At 33.7% G+C, this 22,621-nt stretch carries 20 protein-coding genes and 1 tRNA gene; 3 read left to right on the forward strand and 18 right to left on the reverse strand.

Translation table 11 applies throughout. The features are described 5' to 3' along the window. Positions 1-78 precede the first annotated feature (78 nt). From prfA to GQ46_RS05950, 11 genes are all read right to left on the reverse strand, one after another. Positions 79-1,155 carry a peptide chain release factor 1 gene (gene prfA, locus GQ46_RS05900; RefSeq protein WP_044404626.1) on the reverse strand — a complete coding sequence of 359 codons (1,077 nt, stop codon included), beginning with the start codon at positions 1,153-1,155 and terminating at the stop codon, positions 79-81. A gap of 404 nt (positions 1,156-1,559) precedes the next feature. Beyond that, positions 1,560-2,252, reverse strand: coding sequence for a hypothetical protein (locus GQ46_RS05905; RefSeq protein WP_044399230.1), 693 nt, complete (start codon positions 2,250-2,252; stop codon positions 1,560-1,562). A gap of 180 nt (positions 2,253-2,432) precedes the next feature. Continuing rightward, a complete protein-coding gene (locus GQ46_RS05910) occupies positions 2,433-3,416 on the reverse strand; it encodes a DUF3078 domain-containing protein (protein WP_044404628.1) in 984 nt (327 codons plus the stop codon). A gap of 146 nt (positions 3,417-3,562) precedes the next feature. After that, entirely contained in the window at positions 3,563-4,741 is a 1,179-nt protein-coding gene (locus GQ46_RS05915) for an AIR synthase related protein (protein WP_044399232.1), read from the reverse strand. 96 nt (positions 4,742-4,837) lie between these two features. Then, positions 4,838-6,364, reverse strand: coding sequence for a carboxypeptidase regulatory-like domain-containing protein (locus tag GQ46_RS05920; protein ID WP_044399234.1), 1,527 nt, complete (start codon positions 6,362-6,364; stop codon positions 4,838-4,840). A 14-nt stretch (positions 6,365-6,378) separates the two neighbouring features. After that, entirely contained in the window at positions 6,379-7,884 is a 1,506-nt protein-coding gene (locus tag GQ46_RS05925) for a CsgG/HfaB family protein (RefSeq protein WP_044399236.1), read from the reverse strand. Positions 7,885-7,898: 14 nt separating this feature from the next. Beyond that, positions 7,899-8,309 (reverse strand): curli production assembly/transport component CsgF, encoded by a 411-nt coding sequence (locus GQ46_RS05930; RefSeq protein WP_044399238.1) that lies wholly within the window; start codon positions 8,307-8,309, stop codon positions 7,899-7,901. 2 nt (positions 8,310-8,311) lie between these two features. Continuing rightward, complete coding sequence (locus GQ46_RS05935) at positions 8,312-9,118, reverse strand: CsgE family curli-type amyloid fiber assembly protein (protein ID WP_044399240.1); 807 nt, start codon at positions 9,116-9,118, stop codon at positions 8,312-8,314. Between the two features lie 3 nt (positions 9,119-9,121). Next, on the reverse strand, positions 9,122-9,652 hold the full coding sequence (locus GQ46_RS05940; protein WP_044399242.1) for a hypothetical protein: 531 nt from the start codon (positions 9,650-9,652) through the stop codon (positions 9,122-9,124). 173 nt (positions 9,653-9,825) lie between these two features. Next, complete coding sequence (locus GQ46_RS05945) at positions 9,826-11,061, reverse strand: hypothetical protein (protein ID WP_044399244.1); 1,236 nt, start codon at positions 11,059-11,061, stop codon at positions 9,826-9,828. 566 nt (positions 11,062-11,627) lie between these two features. Further along, positions 11,628-13,814, reverse strand: a complete 2,187-nt coding sequence (locus GQ46_RS05950) for a glutamine synthetase III (RefSeq protein ID WP_044399246.1) — start codon at positions 13,812-13,814, stop codon at positions 11,628-11,630. 190 nt (positions 13,815-14,004) lie between these two features. On the opposite strand from GQ46_RS05950, the gene GQ46_RS05955 reads away from it, so the two are divergent. Beyond that, complete coding sequence (locus GQ46_RS05955) at positions 14,005-15,024, forward strand: glutamine synthetase beta-grasp domain-containing protein (protein ID WP_044399248.1); 1,020 nt, start codon at positions 14,005-14,007, stop codon at positions 15,022-15,024. A 66-nt stretch (positions 15,025-15,090) separates the two neighbouring features. On the opposite strand, the gene GQ46_RS05960 is transcribed toward GQ46_RS05955, so the two are convergent. Further along, positions 15,091-16,026 (reverse strand): sodium:calcium antiporter, encoded by a 936-nt coding sequence (locus tag GQ46_RS05960; protein ID WP_044399250.1) that lies wholly within the window; start codon positions 16,024-16,026, stop codon positions 15,091-15,093. Between the two features lie 25 nt (positions 16,027-16,051). Continuing rightward, complete coding sequence (locus tag GQ46_RS05965; RefSeq protein ID WP_044399251.1) at positions 16,052-18,010, reverse strand: endonuclease; 1,959 nt, start codon at positions 18,008-18,010, stop codon at positions 16,052-16,054. A gap of 582 nt (positions 18,011-18,592) precedes the next feature. On the opposite strand from GQ46_RS05965, the gene GQ46_RS05970 reads away from it, so the two are divergent. Both GQ46_RS05970 and GQ46_RS05975 read left to right on the forward strand, forming a co-directional pair. Beyond that, positions 18,593-18,745 carry a hypothetical protein gene (locus tag GQ46_RS05970; protein ID WP_044399252.1) on the forward strand — a complete coding sequence of 51 codons (153 nt, stop codon included), beginning with the start codon at positions 18,593-18,595 and terminating at the stop codon, positions 18,743-18,745. Positions 18,746-18,808: 63 nt separating this feature from the next. Continuing rightward, a tRNA-Arg gene (locus GQ46_RS05975) sits at positions 18,809-18,882 on the forward strand. A gap of 344 nt (positions 18,883-19,226) precedes the next feature. Here GQ46_RS05975 and GQ46_RS17945 read toward each other — a convergent pair. The 5 genes from GQ46_RS17945 to GQ46_RS06000 form a co-directional block, all read right to left on the reverse strand. Further along, positions 19,227-19,478, reverse strand: coding sequence for a hypothetical protein (locus tag GQ46_RS17945; RefSeq protein ID WP_231567327.1), 252 nt, complete (start codon positions 19,476-19,478; stop codon positions 19,227-19,229). A 216-nt stretch (positions 19,479-19,694) separates the two neighbouring features. Continuing rightward, positions 19,695-19,928 (reverse strand): hypothetical protein, encoded by a 234-nt coding sequence (locus GQ46_RS17950; protein ID WP_044399254.1) that lies wholly within the window; start codon positions 19,926-19,928, stop codon positions 19,695-19,697. A gap of 286 nt (positions 19,929-20,214) precedes the next feature. Then, positions 20,215-20,913: a hypothetical protein gene (locus GQ46_RS17955; protein ID WP_231567328.1), complete on the reverse strand. Its 699-nt coding sequence runs from the start codon at positions 20,911-20,913 to the stop codon at positions 20,215-20,217. A gap of 5 nt (positions 20,914-20,918) precedes the next feature. Further along, positions 20,919-22,040 carry a hypothetical protein gene (locus GQ46_RS05995; RefSeq protein ID WP_044399256.1) on the reverse strand — a complete coding sequence of 374 codons (1,122 nt, stop codon included), beginning with the start codon at positions 22,038-22,040 and terminating at the stop codon, positions 20,919-20,921. 215 nt (positions 22,041-22,255) lie between these two features. Further along, a complete protein-coding gene (locus tag GQ46_RS06000; protein ID WP_044399257.1) occupies positions 22,256-22,516 on the reverse strand; it encodes a hypothetical protein in 261 nt (86 codons plus the stop codon). Positions 22,517-22,621: the final 105 nt, after the last annotated feature.

Consider the following 22,621-nt stretch of genomic DNA (forward strand, 5'->3'; position numbering starts at 1 on the left):
ATGGATTCCGCGTCAAGCGCGGAATGACAAATGTTCTGATTATAGTTATAAAAAAAGCCTCAAAAAGAGGCTAATTATTTAAATGATATCACTATTAGTCTTTAACTTCTCTGTATTATCAGCCAACATTAATTCGTCTATAATTCTTTGAATATCTCCATTTACAATATTTGACAAGTCGTATAATGTTAAACCAATTCTATGATCAGTGACACGACCTTGCGAATAGTTATAGGTTCTAATTTTCGCACTTCGGTCTCCACTGGTTACCATAGTTCCACGTAGTGCTGAATCTTCTTCCATCTTTTTAGCTAACTCCATATCATACAAACGCGAACGTAAGACCTTAAACGCCTTCTCTTTGTTTTTATGTTGCGATTTCTGATCTTGACATTGCGCCACTAAACCTGTTGGGATATGTGTTAATCGCACTGCTGAATAGGTTGTGTTAACCGATTGTCCTCCTGGCCCGGATGAACAAAAGAAATCTACTCTCACCTCTTTGGGGTTAATTTCCACGTCAAACTCTTCAGCTTCAGGAAACACCATTACTGTTGCAGCACTAGTATGCACACGGCCTTGTGTTTCGGTTTGTGGCACACGCTGTACACGGTGTACCCCTGCTTCGAACTTTAAAGTCCCGTAGACATTGTCACCAGATACTTCAAATTGAATTTCTTTGAAACCGCCGTTTGTGCCTTCACTGTAATCGACAGTATCCACTTTCCAACCTCTACTCTCACAGTATTTGCTATACATTCTAAATAAATCACCAGCAAAAATACTCGCTTCGTCACCACCGGTTCCGGCACGTAATTCTACTACTGCATTTTTAGAGTCTTGAGGGTCTTTTGGGATTAAAAGCATTTTTATCTCTTCTTCCAATTTAGGAATCCCTTCTTTAGCTTCCTCATATTGCATTTTTGCCATCTCCACCATTTCAGCATCGCTTCCATCTGCAATTATTTCTTCGGCTTCCGCTAAATTATTGGTAAACTCAAGGTAAATCTCCCGCTTATCCATAAGCGTTCTTAGATCTTTATATTCTCTATTTAGCTCAACATAACGCTTTTGATCTGTAATAATATCTGGCTGAATGATTAAATCGCTTACCTCATCAAAACGCTGTTTTACTATTTGTAATTTCTCTAACATCTCTCTTAAAAATTGTAGAACAAAAATACGATAATTTATGAACATGCAATAGTTTCTGCACGGTTTCAATAGCTGAAAAATATTCAGCCTTTTTTAGCGTTGTTAAATACATACTAAACCAATTTCGCACTATACTATTTTATTATAGAACGCTGGAATTATGGTCTTTTACAACAACAATTATATTAGCATCATTGAGTGTAGGAATTGTACCTGCGCTTTTAGCAAAGCTTTTTTAATTTCTTTATTTTTAATTAAGATTAGTGATCGCGGCATTCTTACAAAACTAGGATTCTATAACACCATTGGTGTTTCTCATTTCAAGTTATTGGTGATACGCTTTCTTTTAGACCGCTTTTATACTTACAGTGTTCTGCTTTTGATTAAAGGCGCTATATACTGCGTTATTCTTCTAATAGTACCTCCTCATTTCTATCGGTATCTAAAGCATAAATTATTAAGAAATATAACGCAAAAAGATAGAATAATGCATCAAAATAAAATGCGCTTTTATAATTTAGATAGTACCCTATAAACCAAGAGGCGTCTGATAAAATTAAATTAAAAACAAGATATAAATAACAGATAGAGTGCTTAGTACCATAGATGAAATTATAATTTAAAGCAACAATACAAGCGGCCACATTTACAGCACCATAAAGGAGATAAACGACGCTTTCTGCGTAATCATTGAGTCTTATAAACGTGGCCCATACTGTTTGGAATATAAGAAAGATATTAAGTAAAATTATTATTGCTAAAAATAAAGTAACAGGCTTATTTATGTTCTTAATCTTAACTTTTTTAATTACCTCACTGATTATTAGAAGATAAACTGTCAACTTCACTACAGGCCCAATAATATCAATTATTCCATACTCGTAAAATAAGCCTAGAAAATCAACAAGAGCTAAAAAAATAAAAATTAGTGCTATTCTCTTGTCTTTGTATCCTTTAAAAATTAAAAAAACAAGCCCATAGCAACCTATTGAAATCAATCGTATTAATCGTCTTTCATAATAACCAGAATTGGTAATTACTAAGAAATTAATAAGCACTAGTATTACCGTAAGAATAATAAGTACTTTTTTTAACACTATAGTAGGTTTAGCTGTTAATCGAATTAAATGTAGTAAAATTAAAGTTAATTCTCAAAAACTTATTACGTAATTTTTATTTCGCTGAATTAAGGTTTAACGCGGCATAGTGATTAAAAAAACATTAAGACACACCTATGTATGCTCTAAAAAAACAAGGTCTTATAAACTATGCTTTAGCTAACTAAACTCTACAATTACGCCAACACCTAAAAGCTGTTTCCATTGTATTTTTGCGCCACGCTGTACAAATTCATCCTCCACTACTGTTTCTTGCTGTATTTTTATATCATTATCATACTTTATATGTGAGCCTAAAGTGGCTCGAACATAATGATTTACTTTTAAGTTTAAAACCAATTCCCAATCTATATCTATATTACCAAAATCTTTAAGGTAGTCAGTATATGAACTAAATACATTTCGGAGTTGAATATTTTCAAACAACTCTGTTTCAAAAGTACTAGTCAACAAAATTCCCATTTCTGTTCTTACACGCTCTCCATCTTGCAACACATTACCTTCTGCATCATACACTGCTGGTGCAACACCAAATGCTCCTGCGTTAGACAATGTTTTATCTAAAACAAATGTCCCTTTAATGGTTAAAGGTGACAAATAAAGAGAGAGTTTTTCTAGATTTTTACCATATTCTGCTCCTCCTCCAACAAATAAATAACCAGGTGCCATTAGTCTAGAAATTTCATTATCGCGATCTGGATAACTATAACCGTTTGTTAGCTGGGTTTTAAAATTAAATCGAGCAGAATAATACCAGTTTGTTATCGTATCCTTTCTATAACCTAAAGTAGAACTAAGCTCAAACTCGTCTTCAGTTTTTCTTATTTTTTGGTTTTCCTGCTTATTAATGCCATAACGGACACGCATTAAATTATTCCACTTTAACTGCTTGTACTTGTATTTTAAATTTGAGACTAAACCCGTTAATGCTGAAATCGAATTACTTCCTCCTGCATTCCAATTTACAAAAGTAACTTCATTGATATCCAAAGTCCCCACATTGGTTTGTTTCCATGGAGAAGTAACTTTTAAAGAGTCGTTTGATTTTAGGTTTACTGTATCATTTTTCACAGTAACTATTGGAGATTGAGCTAAGACCAATTGGGCAAAAGCAATAGCCATTAGCAATACAACTTTATTCATACTATTAAAATAAGAAATGTTTATTATTATAGGCTCGAAAAAGAGTCTGTTGAAATTAAAAATAATAAAAAAAAACATGTAATTAAAAGTTTAAAAAAACTCATGAATTAACAACATTTAAAGCACCTATTAATTATAGGCTTTTATTAGTACTCAAAAATACCAAATTCACTTTTTATTGTCAGTTTTTTGGTCTGTGAAGCTTCTACTCGTCCTACAATTTTAGCGTTAACATCATAACTTTTTGATATTTCAATGATGTCTTCTCCTACTTCAGGTGAAACATACAGCTCCATTCGGTGTCCGCAATTAAACACTTGATACATTTCCTTCCAGTCTGTTTTTGATTGTTCTTGTATTAATTTAAACAATGGTGGTACTGGAAATAAGCTATCTTTTATTATGTGTAAATTATCAATAAAATGAAGAATTTTTGTCTGAGCGCCACCAGAACAGTGTACCATACCATGAATGGCATCACTCGAATACTTTGAAAGTATTTCTTTTATTATTGGGGCATAGGTTCTTGTTGGAGACAACACTAATTTCCCTGCATTTATAGGACTATTTTCAACGGCATCTGTTAATTTCATTTGACCTGAATACACCAAATCTTCTGGTACAGCAGCATCAAAACTCTCTGGATACTTTTCAGCTAAATATTTATGAAACACATCATGTCGCGCAGAAGTCAATCCATTACTCCCCATACCACCGTTGTATTCCTTTTCATAGGTTGCCTGCCCAAAACTTTCTAAACCAACAATAACATCGCCTGCTTTTATATTTGCATTATCAATGACATCGCTACGTTTCATTCTAGCAGTCACTGTTGAATCTACAATAATAGTACGTACTAAATCCCCAACATCTGCGGTCTCTCCACCTGTAGAGTGAATAGTGACTCCGTGTTTTTTTAAATCGGAAATTAATTCTTCAGTTCCATTAATTATTGCTGCAATAACTTCTCCGGTAATTAGGTTTTTATTCCTCCCTATAGTTGAAGACAGCATAATATTATCAGTTGCTCCAACACATAATAAATCGTCAATATTCATAATTAAAGCATCCTGAGCTATACCTTTCCATACCGAAACATCTCCTGTTTCTTTCCAATACATATAAGCTAAAGCACTTTTTGTACCTGCTCCATCTGCATGCATGACAAGACAATAATCACTATCATTCGTCAAATAATCTGGTACTATTTTACAAAAGGCTTTAGGAAACAATCCCTTATCTATTGTTTTTATAGCATTATGGACATCTTCTTTTGATGCTGAAACACCTCTTTGACTATATCGTTTACTTATTTCCGAGCTCATAATTATATATTGAGCTGCAAAGATAACTGTAAAAAAAAAGCACACAAATATTATTGCGCGCTTCTTTGTAATTAATGCTGTTTACAACTATGCGTTTTAATCCCAATCTGGCATTGATGCTGCACTAAATTGCGGACTTTCTTCAGTGACCGCTCCAAATTGATAGGTCATCACTCTTGGTGTCGCAGATAGGTTGTTGGACACTCTTGTAAATATTACCGATCCTTCATCTGGTGAAAACGTTACATCTAGATCATTTTCCCCTAGTATAACATTAGTTGGCAACTGCGTACTCACCAAACTTACTGTATCAAAAAGAAAGATTCTACTTTGAAATTGACGATACTCAACATTCTCTGAACCCGATAAATCTCTAGTATAAACAATTTGATTTCCATTAGCTGTAATATCCATGCCGCCTAAGGCGCCTGAAAAATTTTCGGCCACCACTGTTTCTTCTAATCCCGTTGATAGTCTATAAGTAAATATTCGCGCATTATAACCGTTAGAGGTATTGGTTTTCAACAGTAACAAATCTGTATCAAATGGAACTTCTTGCACTTCTGACACAAAAGAACCATCAGTGGTTTGATAAATTTGAGAAACCCCACTGCCATCTGTATTGATTTGGTATAACTTATCAAAATTAGGATAGTATAGTTTGCTTGCATTTTGTGCCCAACAAAAATCTAGATGGTCTGCTCTAAATCCTGTGACTGGAATGGAAGTGGTCACTTGTGTTTTATTTGAACCATCACTATTCATTATAAAAAGATGCGTATTACCACCAAGGTTTCTTAAGTAGGCTATTTTATTTAATACTGCGCTGCCTCTTGGCCTAAAACTGTTATTACTTACACTAGTAAGCTTTAATAAATCGACATCTATAGTTATACCAGCACCATCATCAAAACTTTCTTTACCAGAATAAATAACACTATTCCCATTTTCCTCTCTAACAAATAACAAGGGGTTATCTGGAGCTGTTATGGTTGTAAACTGGCTAACCGAAGAAACCACTTCATCATTTATATTATCACTCACTTTTACTTGCCAAAAATAAGTGGTAGATAATTGTAAATTGGTAGCGAGATAAAAGGTGTCCTGCGCAGTTTCATAACGTTCTATTGTATTAGTGTTTCCGTTTCTCAATTCTAAAACATAAGATAATTCATCGTTAGAATCTGGATCTGATGCCTCCCATGTAAATTCAACATCTAGAGCGACTCCCGTTGAAAAATCTTCAGGGAACACTAAATTAGGCATGGTAGGTGGTTGATTATTGGAATTAGAGGTAATCAATTCAAACGCGACCGTTGCTGCCGCATCTTCTATAACTGTTACGGATTCAAAAGAGGTGACATACCCACTAAGTTCTGCTTGAACAGAATAAGTTTGAACTTCTACATTACTTAAAACAAAATTACCTTCAGCGTCTGTAAAAACCGTACTAGAAGAAGGGTTTGTTGATATTTTAACATTTTCTAAAGCTGTATTTGTACCTGAGCTTACCACCTTACCATTTATAGACCCTACGGTAACACCACCAATTTGGTCTTCACTACAAGTCGTAAACAATAGCATAGTAATAGAAAGAAAGAGTATATTTTTAATTGTTTTCATTTTTCACCTTTTTATTAATTCTGACTATCATTTTTTGATTTCACTTCATTTTGACTAGACTTTGAACGATACAATCCCTTTTCAATATTTTCTCTTTTAATTCTCTTAAGCTCTTTTTTTCTTTCCTTTTCAGCAGCACGCTCCAAGTCTTTTTTAGTATTATAGTTTCCAATGTAAAAATTCAACCCCAAACCAAGGCGCAGATACATGTCGTCTCTCTTTCCTCTTTCTAATCCATCTACTAAATCACTAAAAACAAGATTGTTTTCACCAAACACAGTAATTCCCACCCGATCTGTGATTAAATACTCCAACCCTGCACCAAACTGAATCTTTGGATTAATATTATTAAAGTCGTTGGAGATACTTGTTCCTCCACCGGCATAAATATATGGAGACAGTTTATCGAATGGTATAACATTATACTCTAGGTTAGCATCTATTGAAACAAAACTTTTATTGAAAATATCTGTGTTAGCAAGATTAAATTTATTCACATTTAAATTTAGATTAAAATGGGAATTAATGTACCTTTTATAGCCTAGCCTTGTGTTTAATTTATAGGCTGCATTTGTATAATCTCCATTAATTAATGCCGCGCCTAAAGATCCATGTATCACATTCTCTGTTCGCCTTTTAAAGGTGAATCTATTATATAAATGTGTAAGGTTGGCCCTTTCCTCTTCTCTGTTATAGTCATCTACTATTTGTTTATCTTTTTCTTCACCGTCCTTTGTTGACCAATAACCGTCTCTAATACCTTCAACAATTAGGTCATGTACTGCTTTTTCAACGGCATCTTTTACAGCGAGTTGCACAGGCTCATTTTGGGTAAATCCAGTTTCTGCCTCCAGTAATCTTTGAAATTTTACGAAACGGAATAAACTCACATCTACCGCTTGAGATAATATAGTTTTAGAGACATAAATTGTTTTTAAAATCTCTCCACTACTGGTTGACACGGCTCTTAGGTATACTGTAATTCTATCTTGTCTATATTTTGCAGAACCTCCAACTCCAAAATAACGCGCGCCTGCTCCTCCAGTAACTATATTTGTATCATAAGAAATAATACCTCCTTCCAGCATCAGTCCTGCGTACAATAACGGGGGTAACGGTGGTTCGTTCGGATTTAGTCCTTTTACGTATTCTTGCTTAGTATTTCTAATAATATTTCTTTCAGTAGAAAGATTATTAAAATTTTCTCGTTCTACGGGAACAAACCACCCCGAATCTCCTAAGGCTTTTATTAAAATCGTGGTAGCGCCTTGAGTCACGGCTGTACTAAATGTACTTCCAGATTCAACGGCTTTATATTGCCCTGTTTGATCACTAAAATTATATACTGCAATTTCAACTGGATCTTTGGCTGGTGGCAAATCTAAAAGAATATTTGTAGATTTAGTTTGCTCTCCAATTCTAGCAGGTTCTTGGCTAAATGGCTGATTAAAATAGGTGCCACAAGAACTTAAAAATAAGCATATTAGTAAGTAGGCAGCAAATTTGTGGTGGTTATTCATAAACAAAAGTTCTATTAAGGATTTGGAACAATAACTTGAGTTTCTTCTCCATTAGAAGTGTCCAAGATATTAATTACCAAACCTTCATTCGAGTCAAATATTTCAACATTAAGAGATCCAAAGGTAAATGACCCTTCTTGGCTAAAATTCCCAACGCTCTCTAATTGTTGCGCTAATAGCGATCTCGAAATTTGACTTAATACCTGTTGATTTAAAGTTGCTCCAAATCTATCAAGGGCAGATTGTGTTGTTCTAGCTGCTGTAGGCTCTTTAAATCCATTTTGCGAGGTAGCAGAACTCAATAACCAATTATAATTAAAAGTATCTCCTCCAAATGCAGGATTAGTAGGTTTATAACTAAACTGTTGCGCGATAACGGCGGTTGTGGTTATAAAAAAAAGCAATATAAATAATTTAATTTTCATTATTAATAGCGTATTAAGGTTTGTTTTTGTTTTTCTAATTGTTGCAGATAGCGTAGACTTCTTTGTATGCTGGTTAATGCCATTTCTTTTAAAAACTCTTTTTTAGGCCTTGAGAAAAATTGCCAAACTACTTGTCCATCTACTTTTACAGTTATCCTTGTACTTCTTCTTTGACCTGGAACTTCTTCAATTATAATATTTTTTGTTGTTCTAATTTGTCTATTATAATATTCTGAATAAAAATAGCGATAAAAATCTCTTCCAGATTTTGTTAATGTTTTTTGTATCACCAAGCCTTCAAGAAAAACACCATCATTAGAAGCCGTATCTTGGTCTTGAGAATTTTTTTCCGCTTCTATTTCTTGTTCTCTTTCTTTACTTAATTTTATATTTAGCCCTGCTCCGTTATCATTGCTCGTTACCTCAATACGATCTTTTCCAATAGCTCCTTGTGTTTCGTCATTACTAATAGGATACACTAATAATAATATGATAATTTTCCCTTTTGCATTCGTGTTTAGGTCAAATGAAGCTAATACCTGCTTATCACTCCCCTTTAAAAAAAATCGGTTTTCTTGTTTAGAATTAGACGAATTACCATTACTATCTGTCTTATAAACCGTAAACTCATAACGCAGGCTAAGATCTGAGAGTGTTAAATTCTCAACTGTTGCAGAGAAGGTTACAAACTCACTTGTTTTATCTATTTTAATTACCGCTTTAACTTCATTATTAAAATACTTTTGGGCAAAGACATGGCTGCTCAAAAACATAAGTAGAATACTAAGTAACGCTTGTTTTGATTTCATTTTTTATTTAAAACTCCTGATAATAATTGTGGGAGAGGCTGCTGTTTGAGTAAATTTAATGTTTTTTGATATTTCGTTAGTCCCAAACCTTTCAAAATTTAAATTATCTCCATTTTGCTTTAAATTTAATGAAATGTCCTGATTGGTTTCAATGGAATAATCCAGGATATAATTATTATTCCCATTTTGTTGTAAATCTGTAAAGACAGACTTTACTTGATATTTCAAATTGACATCATTATCATTCCCATTTTGCAGAATATTGATGTCTGAAGCCTGAGCTGAAACTCGTACTCTGGCTTGATTTTCTTCGCCTATTTGTGTTAAAAACACAGCGCTTCCTTGCACTGGTGTTGGTGCGGTATTCGTATCGAAAAAAGAATTAAACACTCCCTCCGAAACATTTGTACCGTTTAATGTTACTGCTTCGTTATTACTTCCCTCTTCAGAAGAATAAGTCTGACCTAAACTTATCTGAGTCACTAAAAAGCAAAGTACTAATAAGTATATAAGCTTATTTTTCTTTTGATTCATGATCTTTCGTTTTTGTTAAATATTAAAATGAATACAATTTAGTGTTTCATTTTTTTATTAAAATAAAAAAAAGGAGCGTGCTTGCTATATAGTCACCCTCCTTCTTTTTTATTTAATGTATTATGATTTTTATAAAATCTATACGACTCTAGTCCTTAACTAATATCTTAAAATTAGATACATGGTGCTGGACATGGAGCTCCTATTACAACTTCTGGTAATGGAGTTGGACAATTTAAGTCAACTTTCTCTTGGAAATCACAGTTTTCAGCGTCAGCAGAGAAATCACCACCTGGACCTAATTGTAATACATCGGCCATGTTACCATTGCCAGATTGATAAATACCAGCATTATGACCTGCACCACCTTGAGATTTTTGAACTAACAATGCTTGATTGTCATCACCTGTTTGTTGTACAATACCAGTATTGTTATCATCTTGGTAGCTACTAGCTATGTTTCCATTTCCTGCAAACTGTCCCATAATCATACTGTTATTGTCTCCAATTTGTCTTACGTAACCAAGGCTATTAGTTCCATACTGTCCAAAAGAAGTATAGTTGTCATCTCCTGTTTGGTCAATACGTCCATAGTTATCAGAACCTTGCTGACCTTTGAAGATTTCGTTTCCGTTACCATATTGGTTATCCTCTGAATAATTATTATTACCCGTTTGGAAAACAAGATTATTTATGTTATTGTCTCCGACTTGGACTTGCTTAACTTTACCATTGGTTCCAGATTGAGTTGAATTAGCAGTGTTACCATTTCCAAGTTGGTATTGGTCCACTTTATTACTAGTTCCTGACTGTGTAGCAGATAAGGCATTGTTATCACCATCTTGTGATGCCCAACTTTTGTTATCTGTTCCTGTTTGGTTGATCGTAGCAACATTACCAACAGCTGAATAATTAAGAAGACTTTGTAGCACTAACGATTTGTTTGCAGTACCATCTTGAGTAATATCTACAACACCCGATGTACCATCTTGATGTGTAGAAGCTTCATTCTCATCTCCATCTTGATTTAAAGTAGCAACACTACCTGTACCTCCATGTTGTCTTACGCTTGCTTTGTTATCTGCACTAGCCGTATTGTTTTTACCTTGATTAATAGTAGAGGAAGCACTCGTTGGAGGCGTAAATGCAGATTGATCTACATAGGCCTGGTTGTTAGTCCCTTCTTGATCAATAGCAGAAGAACTGCCATCTCCTCGTTGCCATACCATAGCACGGTGTGAACCTAAGCCACTGCCATTACCTTGCGTAATATCAGATGCTAAGTTTGTTCCTGCTTGTCTTACATACACTCTCTGATCGTCGCCAGATTGAGTAGAATTTGATGTGTTTTGCGCGAATACTGCGCCCGTGAATAATAGTGCCGCAGCACCGAAAAATAATTTTTTCATGTTAAATATAAATTGATTAATAGCAATTCAAAGATAAAGAATTTATTCAACACAATTTTTCATTATTCTTAAAATTTTAACATTTTAACAGTATTTTCGATTACCACATACCTAACTTCGGTGAAATGCATTTTCATGTAAGAAAAAGATTATAAATTGTTTTTTTCGCCCTTCACGAAAACTACGTAAATTTACGTAGTTTTGAGCAAACACAGGCTCTTCCAATGCTAGAACTAAATTTTAAATAGGGATAAAAACCATCAGTTTATCCAAAAAAAAAAAAAAAAAAAAAAGGAGCGACTTGCTTAAATCGCTCCTGAACTGATTAAAAATTGTGTATTACGATTGTCTTTCTCTAAAACATCAAATATAAGATGCTAAACCTTGTGTCGTTCTTTTTCCAAAAGACGATGGCGCAATAACAGCAGTGACACCTTTTTACTTTTGTCATTTGACTAACTTAAGACAGCTATCACTGAATCTATTTAGACATGAAAAGCATACAAAGCAACATTTTATATCGCATGATTCTCTGAGTGATTTTTAGATAGAAACCTTATGCTTCACTATTTAGTAAAAAGCAATTCTCTATATTTAGTAAGTGGCCACAGCTCATCGTCAACTAATAATTCTAACTTATCGCAATGGTACCTTATCTCTTCCAACATCGGTTTTATTTTAGTACAGTATGCATTTGCTTTTGCTTCAACCTCTTCAATTTCATTTGCTTTTTTACGATGATTTGTCATTTTTGTTACCATATTATTTATGGTTTCAATATGAGTTGAAATCTCTTCAATTAAGTCTAATTGGGCCTTAGCAACTTTTTTAAATGCATCACCATAGATTTCTTTTAACCCCTTCACATTCTCAATGAGTATGTTTTGATATTTTACTGCAGTAGGCACGATATGGTTTCTTGCTAAATCACCTAAAACACGACCTTCAATTTGAATGCGCATGATGTAATCTTCCATTTCTATTTCGTAGCGTGCTTCAACTTCTATTGCATTCATAACCCCCAACTCCTTATATAAAGCCAATGCTTTCTCCGAGATTTTTACTTTTAAGGCTTCAGGCGTTGTTTTATTATTACTCAAGCCACGTTTTTTCGCCTCTTTCTCCCATGCTTCACCATAACCATTACCTTCAAATAAAATGTTTTTTGACTGCTTGATATACTCCCTTAACACATTAAAAATTGCTTCATCCTTTTTAAGGTCTTTCTTTTCTATAAGTTTATCAACTTCAACTTTAAACTCCATCAATTGTTTTGCTACGATTGAATTTAATACCGTCATTGGATTAGCACAATTTGCTTTTGAACCTACTGCTCTAAATTCAAATTTATTTCCTGTAAAGGCAAAAGGAGAGGTCCTGTTCCTATCTGTGTTATCTAAAAGTATTTCCGGAATCTTCCCAACAACATTCAATTTCAAATCTGTTTTTTCCTGTGGTGACAACTTTCCGTCAGTTACATTTTCTAGCTCATTTAAAACGTGCGTTAGTTGTTCTCCTATAAATACTGAAATAATAGCTGGAGGCGCTTCATTTGCTCCTAATCTATGATCGTTACTTGCTGATGCTATGGCTGCTCGAAGTAATTCTTCATATTCATAAACGGCCTTAATGGTATTAATAAAAAAGGTTAAAAACTGAAGGTTACTCATTGGCGTTTTTCCTGGACTTAATAAATTTACACCAGTATCTGTACTTAAACTCCAATTATTATGTTTCCCAGAGCCATTAATTCCTTTGAATGGTTTTTCATGAAACAGGACTTTAAAATTATGACGCTCTGCAACCCTATCCATCACATCCATTAATAAAGAATTGTGATCTACTGCCAAATTTGCTTCTTCATAAATAGGTGCCAATTCAAATTGATTGGGAGCAACTTCATTATGTCTTGTTTTCACAGGAATACCTAATAACATAGATTCAGTTTCCAAATCACGCATGTACGCCATGGCACGGTTTGGAATGGTTCCAAAATAATGATCATCTAATTGCTGACCTTTAGCTGGAGCATGCCCCAACAGTGTTCTTCCTGTTAACTGAATGTCTGGTCTTGAAGATACCAGTGCGCTGTCTATTAAAAAGTATTCCTGTTCCCAACCTAAAGAAGCATTAACTTTACGTACATTTTTGTCAAAATATTTACAGACAGCAACGGCGGCGCTATCGACCGCTTGCAACGCTCTTAGTAGTGGTGTTTTATAATCTAAAGCCTCGCCTGTATAGGATACAAAAACCGTAGGAATACACAATGTTGTCCCGTATATAAAAGCCGGAGAGGTAGGATCCCACGCCGTATAACCTCTTGCTTCAAATGTATTTCTAATGCCACCACTTGGAAAACTAGAAGCATCTGGTTCCTGCTGTACTAATTGACTTCCTCCAAATTTTTCTATAGCTCCGTTGTTTTCAATAGTTTCAAAAAAAGCATCATGCTTTTCGGCAGTCGCTCCAGTTAAAGGTTGAAACCAATGTGTATAATGAGTTACCCCTTTAGAGAGCGCCCAATCTTTCATCCCTGAAGCAATTTGATCTGCTATGTTTCTGTCTATTTTAGCACCTTTTTCAATAGCGTTGGTCACACTTTCAAAAGCATCTGATGTAAGGGTTTGCCGCATTTTTGAAAGACTATAGACGTTTTGCCCGAATAATTCTGAGCGCCTTTTTTCTTCAACAATCTTTTTTGGTTTTCTATTTAAAGTTTCTTTTAAAGCGAAAAAGCGTAATGTAGACATAAATGTATTTTTTTTTACAAATATAATAATTTATGCCAGATATTTTATTTGAAAACAGGTAGACCCTAAAAAAAATAGGGTTATCAACACGATATTAATAAAATTAAAATTTTTTGCTATCAATTTTTATAGGTTATTTTAAAAATGATTTATATTTGCAACTTAAAATTAATATCAATATTTAAAACTTATGAGTAAATCTAAACTAGAGTATATTTGGCTGGACGGCTACAAACCGACACAAAATATGAGAAGCAAAACTAAAGTTGAAGAAAACTTTAGTGGCAAATTAGAGGATTGTCCTATTTGGTCATTCGACGGAAGTTCTACAAGGCAAGCCGAAGGAGGTGCTTCAGATTGTTTACTAAAGCCTGTTGCAATCTATCCAGACCCTGCTAGAGAAGGTGGCTACTTAGTAATGACCGAAGTTTTAAATGCAGACGGCACACCACATATCTCTAACGGTAGGGCGACTATTGAAGACGAGGATAATGATTTTTGGTTTGGTTTTGAGCAAGAATACTTTATCATGGATACCGCTACACAATTACCATTAGGCTTTCCTATTGGTGGTTATCCTGCACCGCAAGGCATGTATTACTGTTCTGTAGGTGGAAGACACACCCATGGAAGAGGTTTAGTTGAAGAACATGCTGATTTATGTATTGCTGCGGGACTTAATTTTGAAGGCATTAACCAAGAGGTGGCTTCTGGACAATGGGAATTTCAACTGTTTGCTAAAGGTGCCAAAAAAGCTGGGGATGAAATTTGGGTTGCCAGATATTTATTAGATCGTTTAACTGAACAATATGGCTATTATATTGAATACCACCCTAAACCACTTGGAAAAGACATGGATTGGAATGGTTCTGGTATGCACGCCAACTTTTCTAACACAACATTAAGAACTTGTGGCTCTAGAGAAATTTACGAAAAAATATGTGAAGCCTTCAGACCTGTTGTAAAAGAACATATCGCAGTTTATGGTGAGTTTAACGACCAACGTTTAACTGGAGATCACGAAACCGCTTCTATAGACGACTTTAGCTACGGAATATCTGATCGTGGTGCTTCTATTAGAATTCCAATTATAACGGTAGAAAAAGGCTGGAAAGGTTGGCTAGAAGACAGGAGACCTGCTTCTAACGGAGACCCATACAAAATTGCAGGCCGTATTGTAAAGACTGTAAAATCTGCTAATATTAACTAAATTATACACTAGTTAAATTCAAAAAAAAAGCTTTCACCTGTTATATCGGGATCGAAAGCTTTTTTTTTATTTAATGGTGAAGTATACAAACACACCATAAGCCACTATTAATATTAGACCATCCTTCCAATCCAAACGCATCTTGCTAGGGATAAAGACTAGGGGTAAAACAATAAAAGAAAAGCCTAACATCCAAAAAATATCATTAGTCAACAACCCTTGATCGGTTACCAATACTGGTGTTATCATTGAGGTAATTCCTAAAACAGCCAGAATATTAAAAATATTCGACCCTATTAAGTTACCTAAAGAAATCCCTTTTTCTTTTTTAATTACTGCAATAACAGACGCTGCCAATTCAGGAATACTAGTGCCCACTGAAATAATTGTAACCCCAATAATTCGCTCACTAATACCAAAATCTTGAGCAACGGCAACGGAGCCTGTTATTAAAAATTCAGACCCTCCCCATAAACACAATCCCCCAAGCGTCAAAAAAGCGACAGACTTCCATAATGGTAATGGTTTTTCTTCAAGAACCTCATCTACAACAACTGCTGGTTTTTGAAAACGCAATAAGTAAATTAGAAAAAACAAGAGTAAACTAAATAAAATTACCCCTTCAGAAAAAGAGATTACTTGATCTCTTGCTACAAAGAAATACAGAACCGCCGAGGCAATCATCATGACTGGCCAGTCTGTTTTATAAAAACTTTTTTCTACATCTATTTTTGTTAGCATTAAGGTTATGGCTAACACTAATCCTAAATTAGCAATATTAGAACCTATCACATTCCCCAGTGCTAAATCTGCAGCGCCACTTAAAGCAGCATTAACACTCACTATAAGTTCTGGAGCCGACGTCGCAAAAGACACCACCGTCATACCGATAACAATTTTGGGTATCTCTAATTTTAAAGACAAGGCAACGGCAGCTTTTAATAACCAGTTCCCCCCTAAAATTAATACCACGAGTCCTGCAACAATTAATAAAAAGTTCATGCTTTATTTTTAACTGGCGAAGATACTATTTAACAAGGAATTTTTTTGTTTGCGTTTTACCCTCAGACGAAATTTTCGCAAAATACATGCCGCTCGCTAGCTGTAAATTTATAGGCTTATTGTGTTCAACTGTTTTAGATTGTAGTTTTCGTCCTTCAGAAGAGAAAATCTCTAAAGTGTATGACTCCTTTAAACCTGAAATAAATAGACGATTCGTCACAGGATTAGGATAAAGCCTAATAGTATCGGCTAGAAACGATTCAGTACTTAAGGAGTTATTCCAAACATCACCAACTTTATTTCCCCAGATATATTCTACTAAATCGGGCATATCAATTAGTGGATTCCTATTAAATTGCCAGGTATAGACCACATTGTTCCTATTCATTTCAAAATCATCTGGCGGATCATTTCTATGCCAATCTAATAAGGTCACTAAATCTCCCATTTGCCCAGTTACGCTTGGAAAACCATTTTCTATACTTAAATCAGTATATCTAATTTGCATATACAAAACACTTCTAGCAACATCGCCTTTAAAACTTCCAGCGGTTCCTGTTGGCCCATTGTACTGTCCATAGTGCTGGTTTCCTCTCGAGCTGTTTTCTGGACCATCTGCTGCACGCAATGCATGACCATCACTATTTCCATGACGTAGGGAATCTGCATTAGTGGTCCAGAACACCTCTTTACCATCTCTAAAATCATCCAAATCAATACTTTGATATCCTGCAAGAGAACGCGGAAAAGTATGCTCTCTATTCCAAGTCCCTGTATTATTTGAGGTGGTTTGAAAATCTAATTTAGGACGCCCTTGCTCGGTGTACACTAACCAAACTTGATTAGAATTCGCTGGGTTTTGATCTGCTTCTTCCAATATATCAATTATATCGCTATAGGTTTGAGCTCTTACACTATTAGGATCTGCGACAATATCTTGTAAGGCCTGCTCTAACGCTAACCCCGACAATCCATCTATACTACTGTAGTAATCTGTTGGTTGCGTACTTGAAACAACACCGAAGGTAGGATTTAAAGGTGTTCCAAAGGGAGCTACTGTAAAATCATTATCGACGACTCTAATTTTTACATTATTATTCAATAGTAAATAACCCGATGGTGTAGCAGAGAGACTGATTTTCAACTCTTCATCACCTTCATCATCTGTATCATCAATTAGAGTTATGGTTGAAGAAACGGTATTTTGGTTTGTTAGGATAGTTACGGTTGTATTTCCTGTAAAATCTGAAGCATTAAAACCGCCATTATTTAATGTGAAACTTAAATCCAAATCTGAAGTTACATTTTGCTCTGTAGTAAACGTAATGTCAAAAATAGCCCCTTCATTATATTGGCTTTGTGATACCGTTATTAAGATGCCATTTAAAGTTACACCACTCCCATCATTCAAAGCTCTGGGTGTTGGCACAGTAGACGTAAAGGTTATACTTCCCATACCATCATCAAAACGCTGAATTGAGTTTGTGTTATTACCAGCACCTTCATCAATTTGTTCCGTCACTCCAAGTAAAGCCATTAAAACGGTATCCTCTGGATCTCCCGTGCTATACACTAAGGCGTCCACAAGATTGGTTTGCGTTGCTAATGTTCCCTCAGGAAAATCAGTGTCGTTTCCTTGATAAATAGCCACTGCATCTGCACCATTCTGTATCACATTAGGCGCTATTATTAACTGTGGAAAAGGAACAACCGTATTACTTCCAATAAGCAACAAGCCATTTACATCTGTAGTATAACCATCCAAATCTATAGTAAAATAACTTGAGTCTCCTCCAGAAGCAGAACCGTTAAAAAATACTAAAACATAACCGTCTAATGGAAAATTAGGGATACTAGACAATAACTCTACAAACTCTTTGTCATCTATTCCCGGCGTATCGCAATCTAATTCATTAATAACAACTGTTTGAGACCAAGAGAGTGAGGCAAAAAGAAATGAAACTATAAAAGGCAGGCTTTTCATACTATTATTTTTTTTTTGCAAATATACGACTTAATCTAAGCTAAAATTTCTCTGGACAAACAATTAACTTTTAAAGATTAAAAACAATGAAAACCTAAAATCAATTACTTTTTTAAATGAAATAGCCCTTAGTAAAAATAAACAGGTCTAAAAAGGCACTAGAATTGTATTAATATAAAACCATAACTATAAATAATAGTTACATATTAAAACTTACTTGAAGACAACGTGGTTAAAATCAAAATGCAAAGCATTTATTCACTTACATAAGTAAAGTCAAACGTATTGATTTTTGGGTTTTTGCTTGGTAGTTAGTATTCAAAAAATATATATTCAAAAAATAATTCTAAAAATGATTACTAATATTAACCTTTAAAACCAATACTATGATTGCACTAGCCAAAATTACTATCGATATCATTATATGGATATTGTTGTGAGCATAAAAAGTAAAACTTAGTCTAGAATAAGTTTTACTATTTTTAAATCACTAACTTAAATTTGGCGAACCATTATTAAAACAATAATTTTGAGTCATTATCGTATTAAGGATTAAAGTTTTCATCTTTAAGAAAAATATAAATGAAAAAACAACTATTTAAAACACTAGCTAAATTGAATAAATCAGTTTTACCTAGCTATAGCAAACAAGGCTTAGACCTAAGCAAAGCTACAAAACTACAGATGGCTATATTTGGCTGGAAGCTATATGTGACTAAAAATGCCTTAGATTAATATATTTTCTGCTTTTATTTTGAAGAGTTTCTAAAAAAAGAATATATTTGCACCCACAAAAAAGGCCTCGTGGCGCAACTGAATAGCGCACTTGATTACGGCTCAAGAGGTTACTGGTTTGAATCCAGTCGAGGTCACGAATAAATAGTAAAATAAGGAAAAACGCCAAGCTTGCTTGAGCGTTTTTTTTGTTTATACTATTTTCAAAGCGGCGCTTTATCAGGATCATGAAATAATCCAGTCGAGGTCACTAAAAGCTGTTATAAACAGTAAAAAAAACCACGTAATTCATAAGAATTACGTGGTTTTTTTTTATTGATCTCAGTTATTCCCAATTGATTGTAAGTTTAATGGCAGTTAATAGGTAGGTAAAAATTATAGTGGTAGCAATAACTGCCACTTACTATATTTTCTTAGTTAAAACTCGCTACATTCTGATATACAGCCATATATATTCATGTAATTTTTTATAAACCAATTATTACTCATTATATAAAATATTAAACGTTGTTTTTTTATGAAGCCAAGTATTATTGGTATCAACAACATAGGAATTTATTTCTTTTGGGTTTCCTAAGTCATCAAAAATATATTCGTAGGTTCTTTTTTCTGGCAAATGAGCTTCTACAATTAGCTTATTTGGTTTATGATGCAATGTGAATATTAAAGTGTTTTCATAATTAACCCCTTCATTTTCAGAAAAACCCTTGCTAGTTTCCTCTATTTTGATCAATTTTTTTTTATTATTAAAGGTGAAATTCACCGTGTTTAAGTTTATAAAAGTATCTTCATCTGTGTATTCTGAATAGTCTATTTTGTCTAGTGGTTTTTTAACTTGATCTAAAGGAACGAAATAAAGAATATTGCGTTTTTCTACTTTTATTAATAAATCATCTTCATATGTATAGGCAGTGGTTGTAACGTTTATTCCGTCGCTTGTATCAAATCTTTATTTAGAACTGATTGTGTTATTTTTATTATAAGTTGCTGTCTCTATTGCGTGAATACCATAGTCATCAGTAGTTTCAGCTTTTAGTAAGCTGTGGTTGTTATTATAGGTGTACATTGTTTTATAAAACTGAACACTGGTGTTATCTACTGCACTTATAATTTGATCGTTTTTTATTTTATAAGCTTGATAGATATAATTTGATTCTTCATCAAAATGAAATAGTTGAACCATCTTCCCTTTTTTTGAAATACTATCAATGCCTATAAGATCTAAAATTGGTTTTTTACTTATTGTTGCATTTCTAATTAAGTGGTTTTTAAATGCAATTTTTGAAGTATCGGCACTTATAATTGTTTCATCAGGTTCATAAACAATATGTGTATTCTCAACTTCTTTTACGCTGCCATAATAATTTTGAAGATCGAAAAAATAGGTTTCTGAAAAGAAAAATAAAGTTTCTTTTTCTGGTGAAACGAATTCTGGTTTTTCTAAAATTAATGTCTCACTTAATTTGTTTTCATTTAAAGTTTTTTTTCAATTGGTAATCAGGACTGCTAATTTGGGCTACAGCATTATTTGAAATTAATATAAGTATTAAAAAAAGAAATATTTTAAAGAAATTATTACGAATCACTTTTTTAATCATTTGCAAAATATTTTTTTTTGGTATAATACTAGTTTCATATTCAAATGGAGAAGTCCAATTAAATGCACATTCATTGAAGCCGTCAAAACACGCTACGGGTTTTAAATTATAGGCGGCCAATGTCATGATAAAACGCTCCATACCACCAAAGGGATAATTTCCCGTGGAAAATTCAACGATGCCAACATGTTCATTTATTTTTTTAAGATGATCCATATCCACCTCGAAACCGAATTCTAAATAATTAAATATGGAAAATACATCTTGGCTACCAAATGATTCTAAATTTTCACTCTCGCTTTGCAAATAGCTTTCTAGAAATACCTTTGCATAAATTGGCAGTAATTCATTGCATCTATGTTTTTCAGGTTCTACCTGTTGGTCTAAAAAAGTATTTAATTCCTCTAATGCAGCTTCTACTTCTTCCTCGGGCATAGTATCCCAATCAAATTCAGGACCTTCTTCATCAAACTTAAAACCAGGTTGTCTTACTTTAACCATATGGTCGTATAATTTTTGAAAATCTTCAAACTTTGATGAATCTTGTATTTCAAATTTGATATAAAGCATAACGTTTATTTATTGCAGCGCTCTAGTTCTATTTTATATTTGTTTTTGACATAAATTTTTGCAATCGCTCTAATTCTATCTTTTTCTTGTGGCGCAATCGCACTTAAAATTCGCGAAGGATGGTTATAGATATACCCATGTGCATTAAGGCTGAAGCTTTTATCTTCCTTTTGCATGGTGGCATAATTGTTCAATTCATCAGAACCATAATAGTATGATTCATCATCTAACCAAACAAAATTTTTGTTGGGTAGTACAAACATCCTGATATTACTATTGTTTGTCCCTTTATAAAAAAATGGGACACTATTAAGTAATACTGCGTCCTGTTCTTGTAGGTTAGCTAGATTAGCATTGAATTTTTTTAAATCTATTGGCACAAAAGCTTGTGTTTTTAGATTTATAATGCTCCAGAAAGCCTCTATTTGATCTGTTTCTGATGGATCTATTTGAAAAGTGATACGCGCCACATCACCAATTTTCACGCAATTCACCAGACTTAGAGATCCGTTAAATTGAGACCATATCTTCTTTTTAGTGACTTTATGATTCTCGGCAGCTGTGAGAACAAGATCTCCATTTCTGTGAACTGCTATGATATTAGTTTTATCAGCACGTATATAATTCGAAGGTAGCATGAAGTGCGAATCATCATAAATAGCAGCAGTATAATTATCTTCGATATTAAAGGATTCATTAAAGGGCAAATCTTCTGAAACTGCATTTTTCGGAATTAAGTATCCATATTTCTCACTGAACGCCTTTGTTTTACTGCTACCTAGAACACTATAATGTGTCTCATAGGTATAGGTTACCAGTGTAATGAGCTCCTGGGTATCTGCATCAATTTGATCGAAATACTGTGGCAGCAATCTTATCTTATACAATCTATTTTCAATCACATTTAAAACATAGCTATCCTTAAGCTGCTGTGTTTTGTACGGCAGTATATTAGCTACATTATAAAGATAAGCGGTGCTATCCTTTAACACTACATAGGCGTTGTTTGAAACCGGTAAGATAGCTTCTTGTACATATTGCGCTTTAAGGCCGTCTTTTATAATTAGTTGTTGCGCTTTTGCGGACAAAGCTATCAGAAAAAAGAGTGCTATTTCGTAGTATTTCATATCATCTAGATTTCATGCAGTTTGTAATTGTATATTTTAAAAATGCATATCGTTTTAAAAAAGTTGCGCATAGCCTGCAAGCAATAATAGTTTAACGTTTTAACTATTCAATCTTTTTATTATTGATATATAGTAGAAAATTATCATCTTCAAGACCTGTAATAGTATATTCATATTCGTAATAACACAAGCACATGCAAGGATTATCTGAATATTCAGTATTTTCTATGTATAGTATATTTTTCCTCAGAAACCTTTTTTTTAAAATTTACTTCAGGAGAAACACTGCTACAACAGTTTCTTATTGTAGCGATTTTTATTTTAAAGGTATTCTTTTCATAGTCTCTAGACAATATTGTCTTTTTAATTTCTTTTTCTTCGTCACAATTAGACGACTTAAAATCTACTAATTTGACTTCTTGGCTGCTCATTACAGAGGTGGTGAAGAAAAAAATTATATATAGTATATTTTTCATTGAACATCTATTAATACAACATGGTTTTAAAGAATTAAATACTGATAGTCTTCTCAATTTCATACGTTCATTTATAAAATTTTTTTAGCCAAACTTAATATAATG

This window comes from Lacinutrix sp. Hel_I_90, from assembly GCF_000934685.1.
Lineage (GTDB): Bacteria > Bacteroidota > Bacteroidia > Flavobacteriales > Flavobacteriaceae > Lacinutrix.

What these genes read in the sequence shown, in the direction of transcription:
- prfA (WP_044404626.1), bottom strand. Translation starts at nt 1,155, where the DNA reads ATGTTAGAGAAATTACAAATAGTAAAACAGCGTTTTGATGAGGTAAGC.
- GQ46_RS05910 (WP_044404628.1), bottom strand. Translation starts at nt 3,416, where the DNA reads ATGAATAAAGTTGTATTGCTAATGGCTATTGCTTTTGCCCAATTGGTC.
- GQ46_RS05915 (WP_044399232.1), bottom strand. Translation starts at nt 4,741, where the DNA reads ATGAGCTCGGAAATAAGTAAACGATATAGTCAAAGAGGTGTTTCAGCA.
- GQ46_RS05920 (WP_044399234.1), bottom strand. Translation starts at nt 6,364, where the DNA reads ATGAAAACAATTAAAAATATACTCTTTCTTTCTATTACTATGCTATTG.
- GQ46_RS05925 (WP_044399236.1), bottom strand. Translation starts at nt 7,884, where the DNA reads ATGAATAACCACCACAAATTTGCTGCCTACTTACTAATATGCTTATTT.
- GQ46_RS05930 (WP_044399238.1), bottom strand. Translation starts at nt 8,309, where the DNA reads ATGAAAATTAAATTATTTATATTGCTTTTTTTTATAACCACAACCGCC.
- GQ46_RS05935 (WP_044399240.1), bottom strand. Translation starts at nt 9,118, where the DNA reads ATGAAATCAAAACAAGCGTTACTTAGTATTCTACTTATGTTTTTGAGC.
- GQ46_RS05940 (WP_044399242.1), bottom strand. Translation starts at nt 9,652, where the DNA reads ATGAATCAAAAGAAAAATAAGCTTATATACTTATTAGTACTTTGCTTT.
- GQ46_RS05945 (WP_044399244.1), bottom strand. Translation starts at nt 11,061, where the DNA reads ATGAAAAAATTATTTTTCGGTGCTGCGGCACTATTATTCACGGGCGCA.
- GQ46_RS05950 (WP_044399246.1), bottom strand. Translation starts at nt 13,814, where the DNA reads ATGTCTACATTACGCTTTTTCGCTTTAAAAGAAACTTTAAATAGAAAA.
- GQ46_RS05955 (WP_044399248.1), top strand. Translation starts at nt 14,005, where the DNA reads ATGAGTAAATCTAAACTAGAGTATATTTGGCTGGACGGCTACAAACCG.
- GQ46_RS05960 (WP_044399250.1), bottom strand. Translation starts at nt 16,026, where the DNA reads ATGAACTTTTTATTAATTGTTGCAGGACTCGTGGTATTAATTTTAGGG.
- GQ46_RS05965 (WP_044399251.1), bottom strand. Translation starts at nt 18,010, where the DNA reads ATGAAAAGCCTGCCTTTTATAGTTTCATTTCTTTTTGCCTCACTCTCT.
- GQ46_RS05970 (WP_044399252.1), top strand. Translation starts at nt 18,593, where the DNA reads ATGAAAAAACAACTATTTAAAACACTAGCTAAATTGAATAAATCAGTT.
- GQ46_RS17950 (WP_044399254.1), bottom strand. Translation starts at nt 19,928, where the DNA reads ATGGTTCAACTATTTCATTTTGATGAAGAATCAAATTATATCTATCAA.
- GQ46_RS17955 (WP_231567328.1), bottom strand. Translation starts at nt 20,913, where the DNA reads ATGCTTTATATCAAATTTGAAATACAAGATTCATCAAAGTTTGAAGAT.
- GQ46_RS05995 (WP_044399256.1), bottom strand. Translation starts at nt 22,040, where the DNA reads ATGAAATACTACGAAATAGCACTCTTTTTTCTGATAGCTTTGTCCGCA.
- GQ46_RS06000 (WP_044399257.1), bottom strand. Translation starts at nt 22,516, where the DNA reads ATGAAAAATATACTATATATAATTTTTTTCTTCACCACCTCTGTAATG.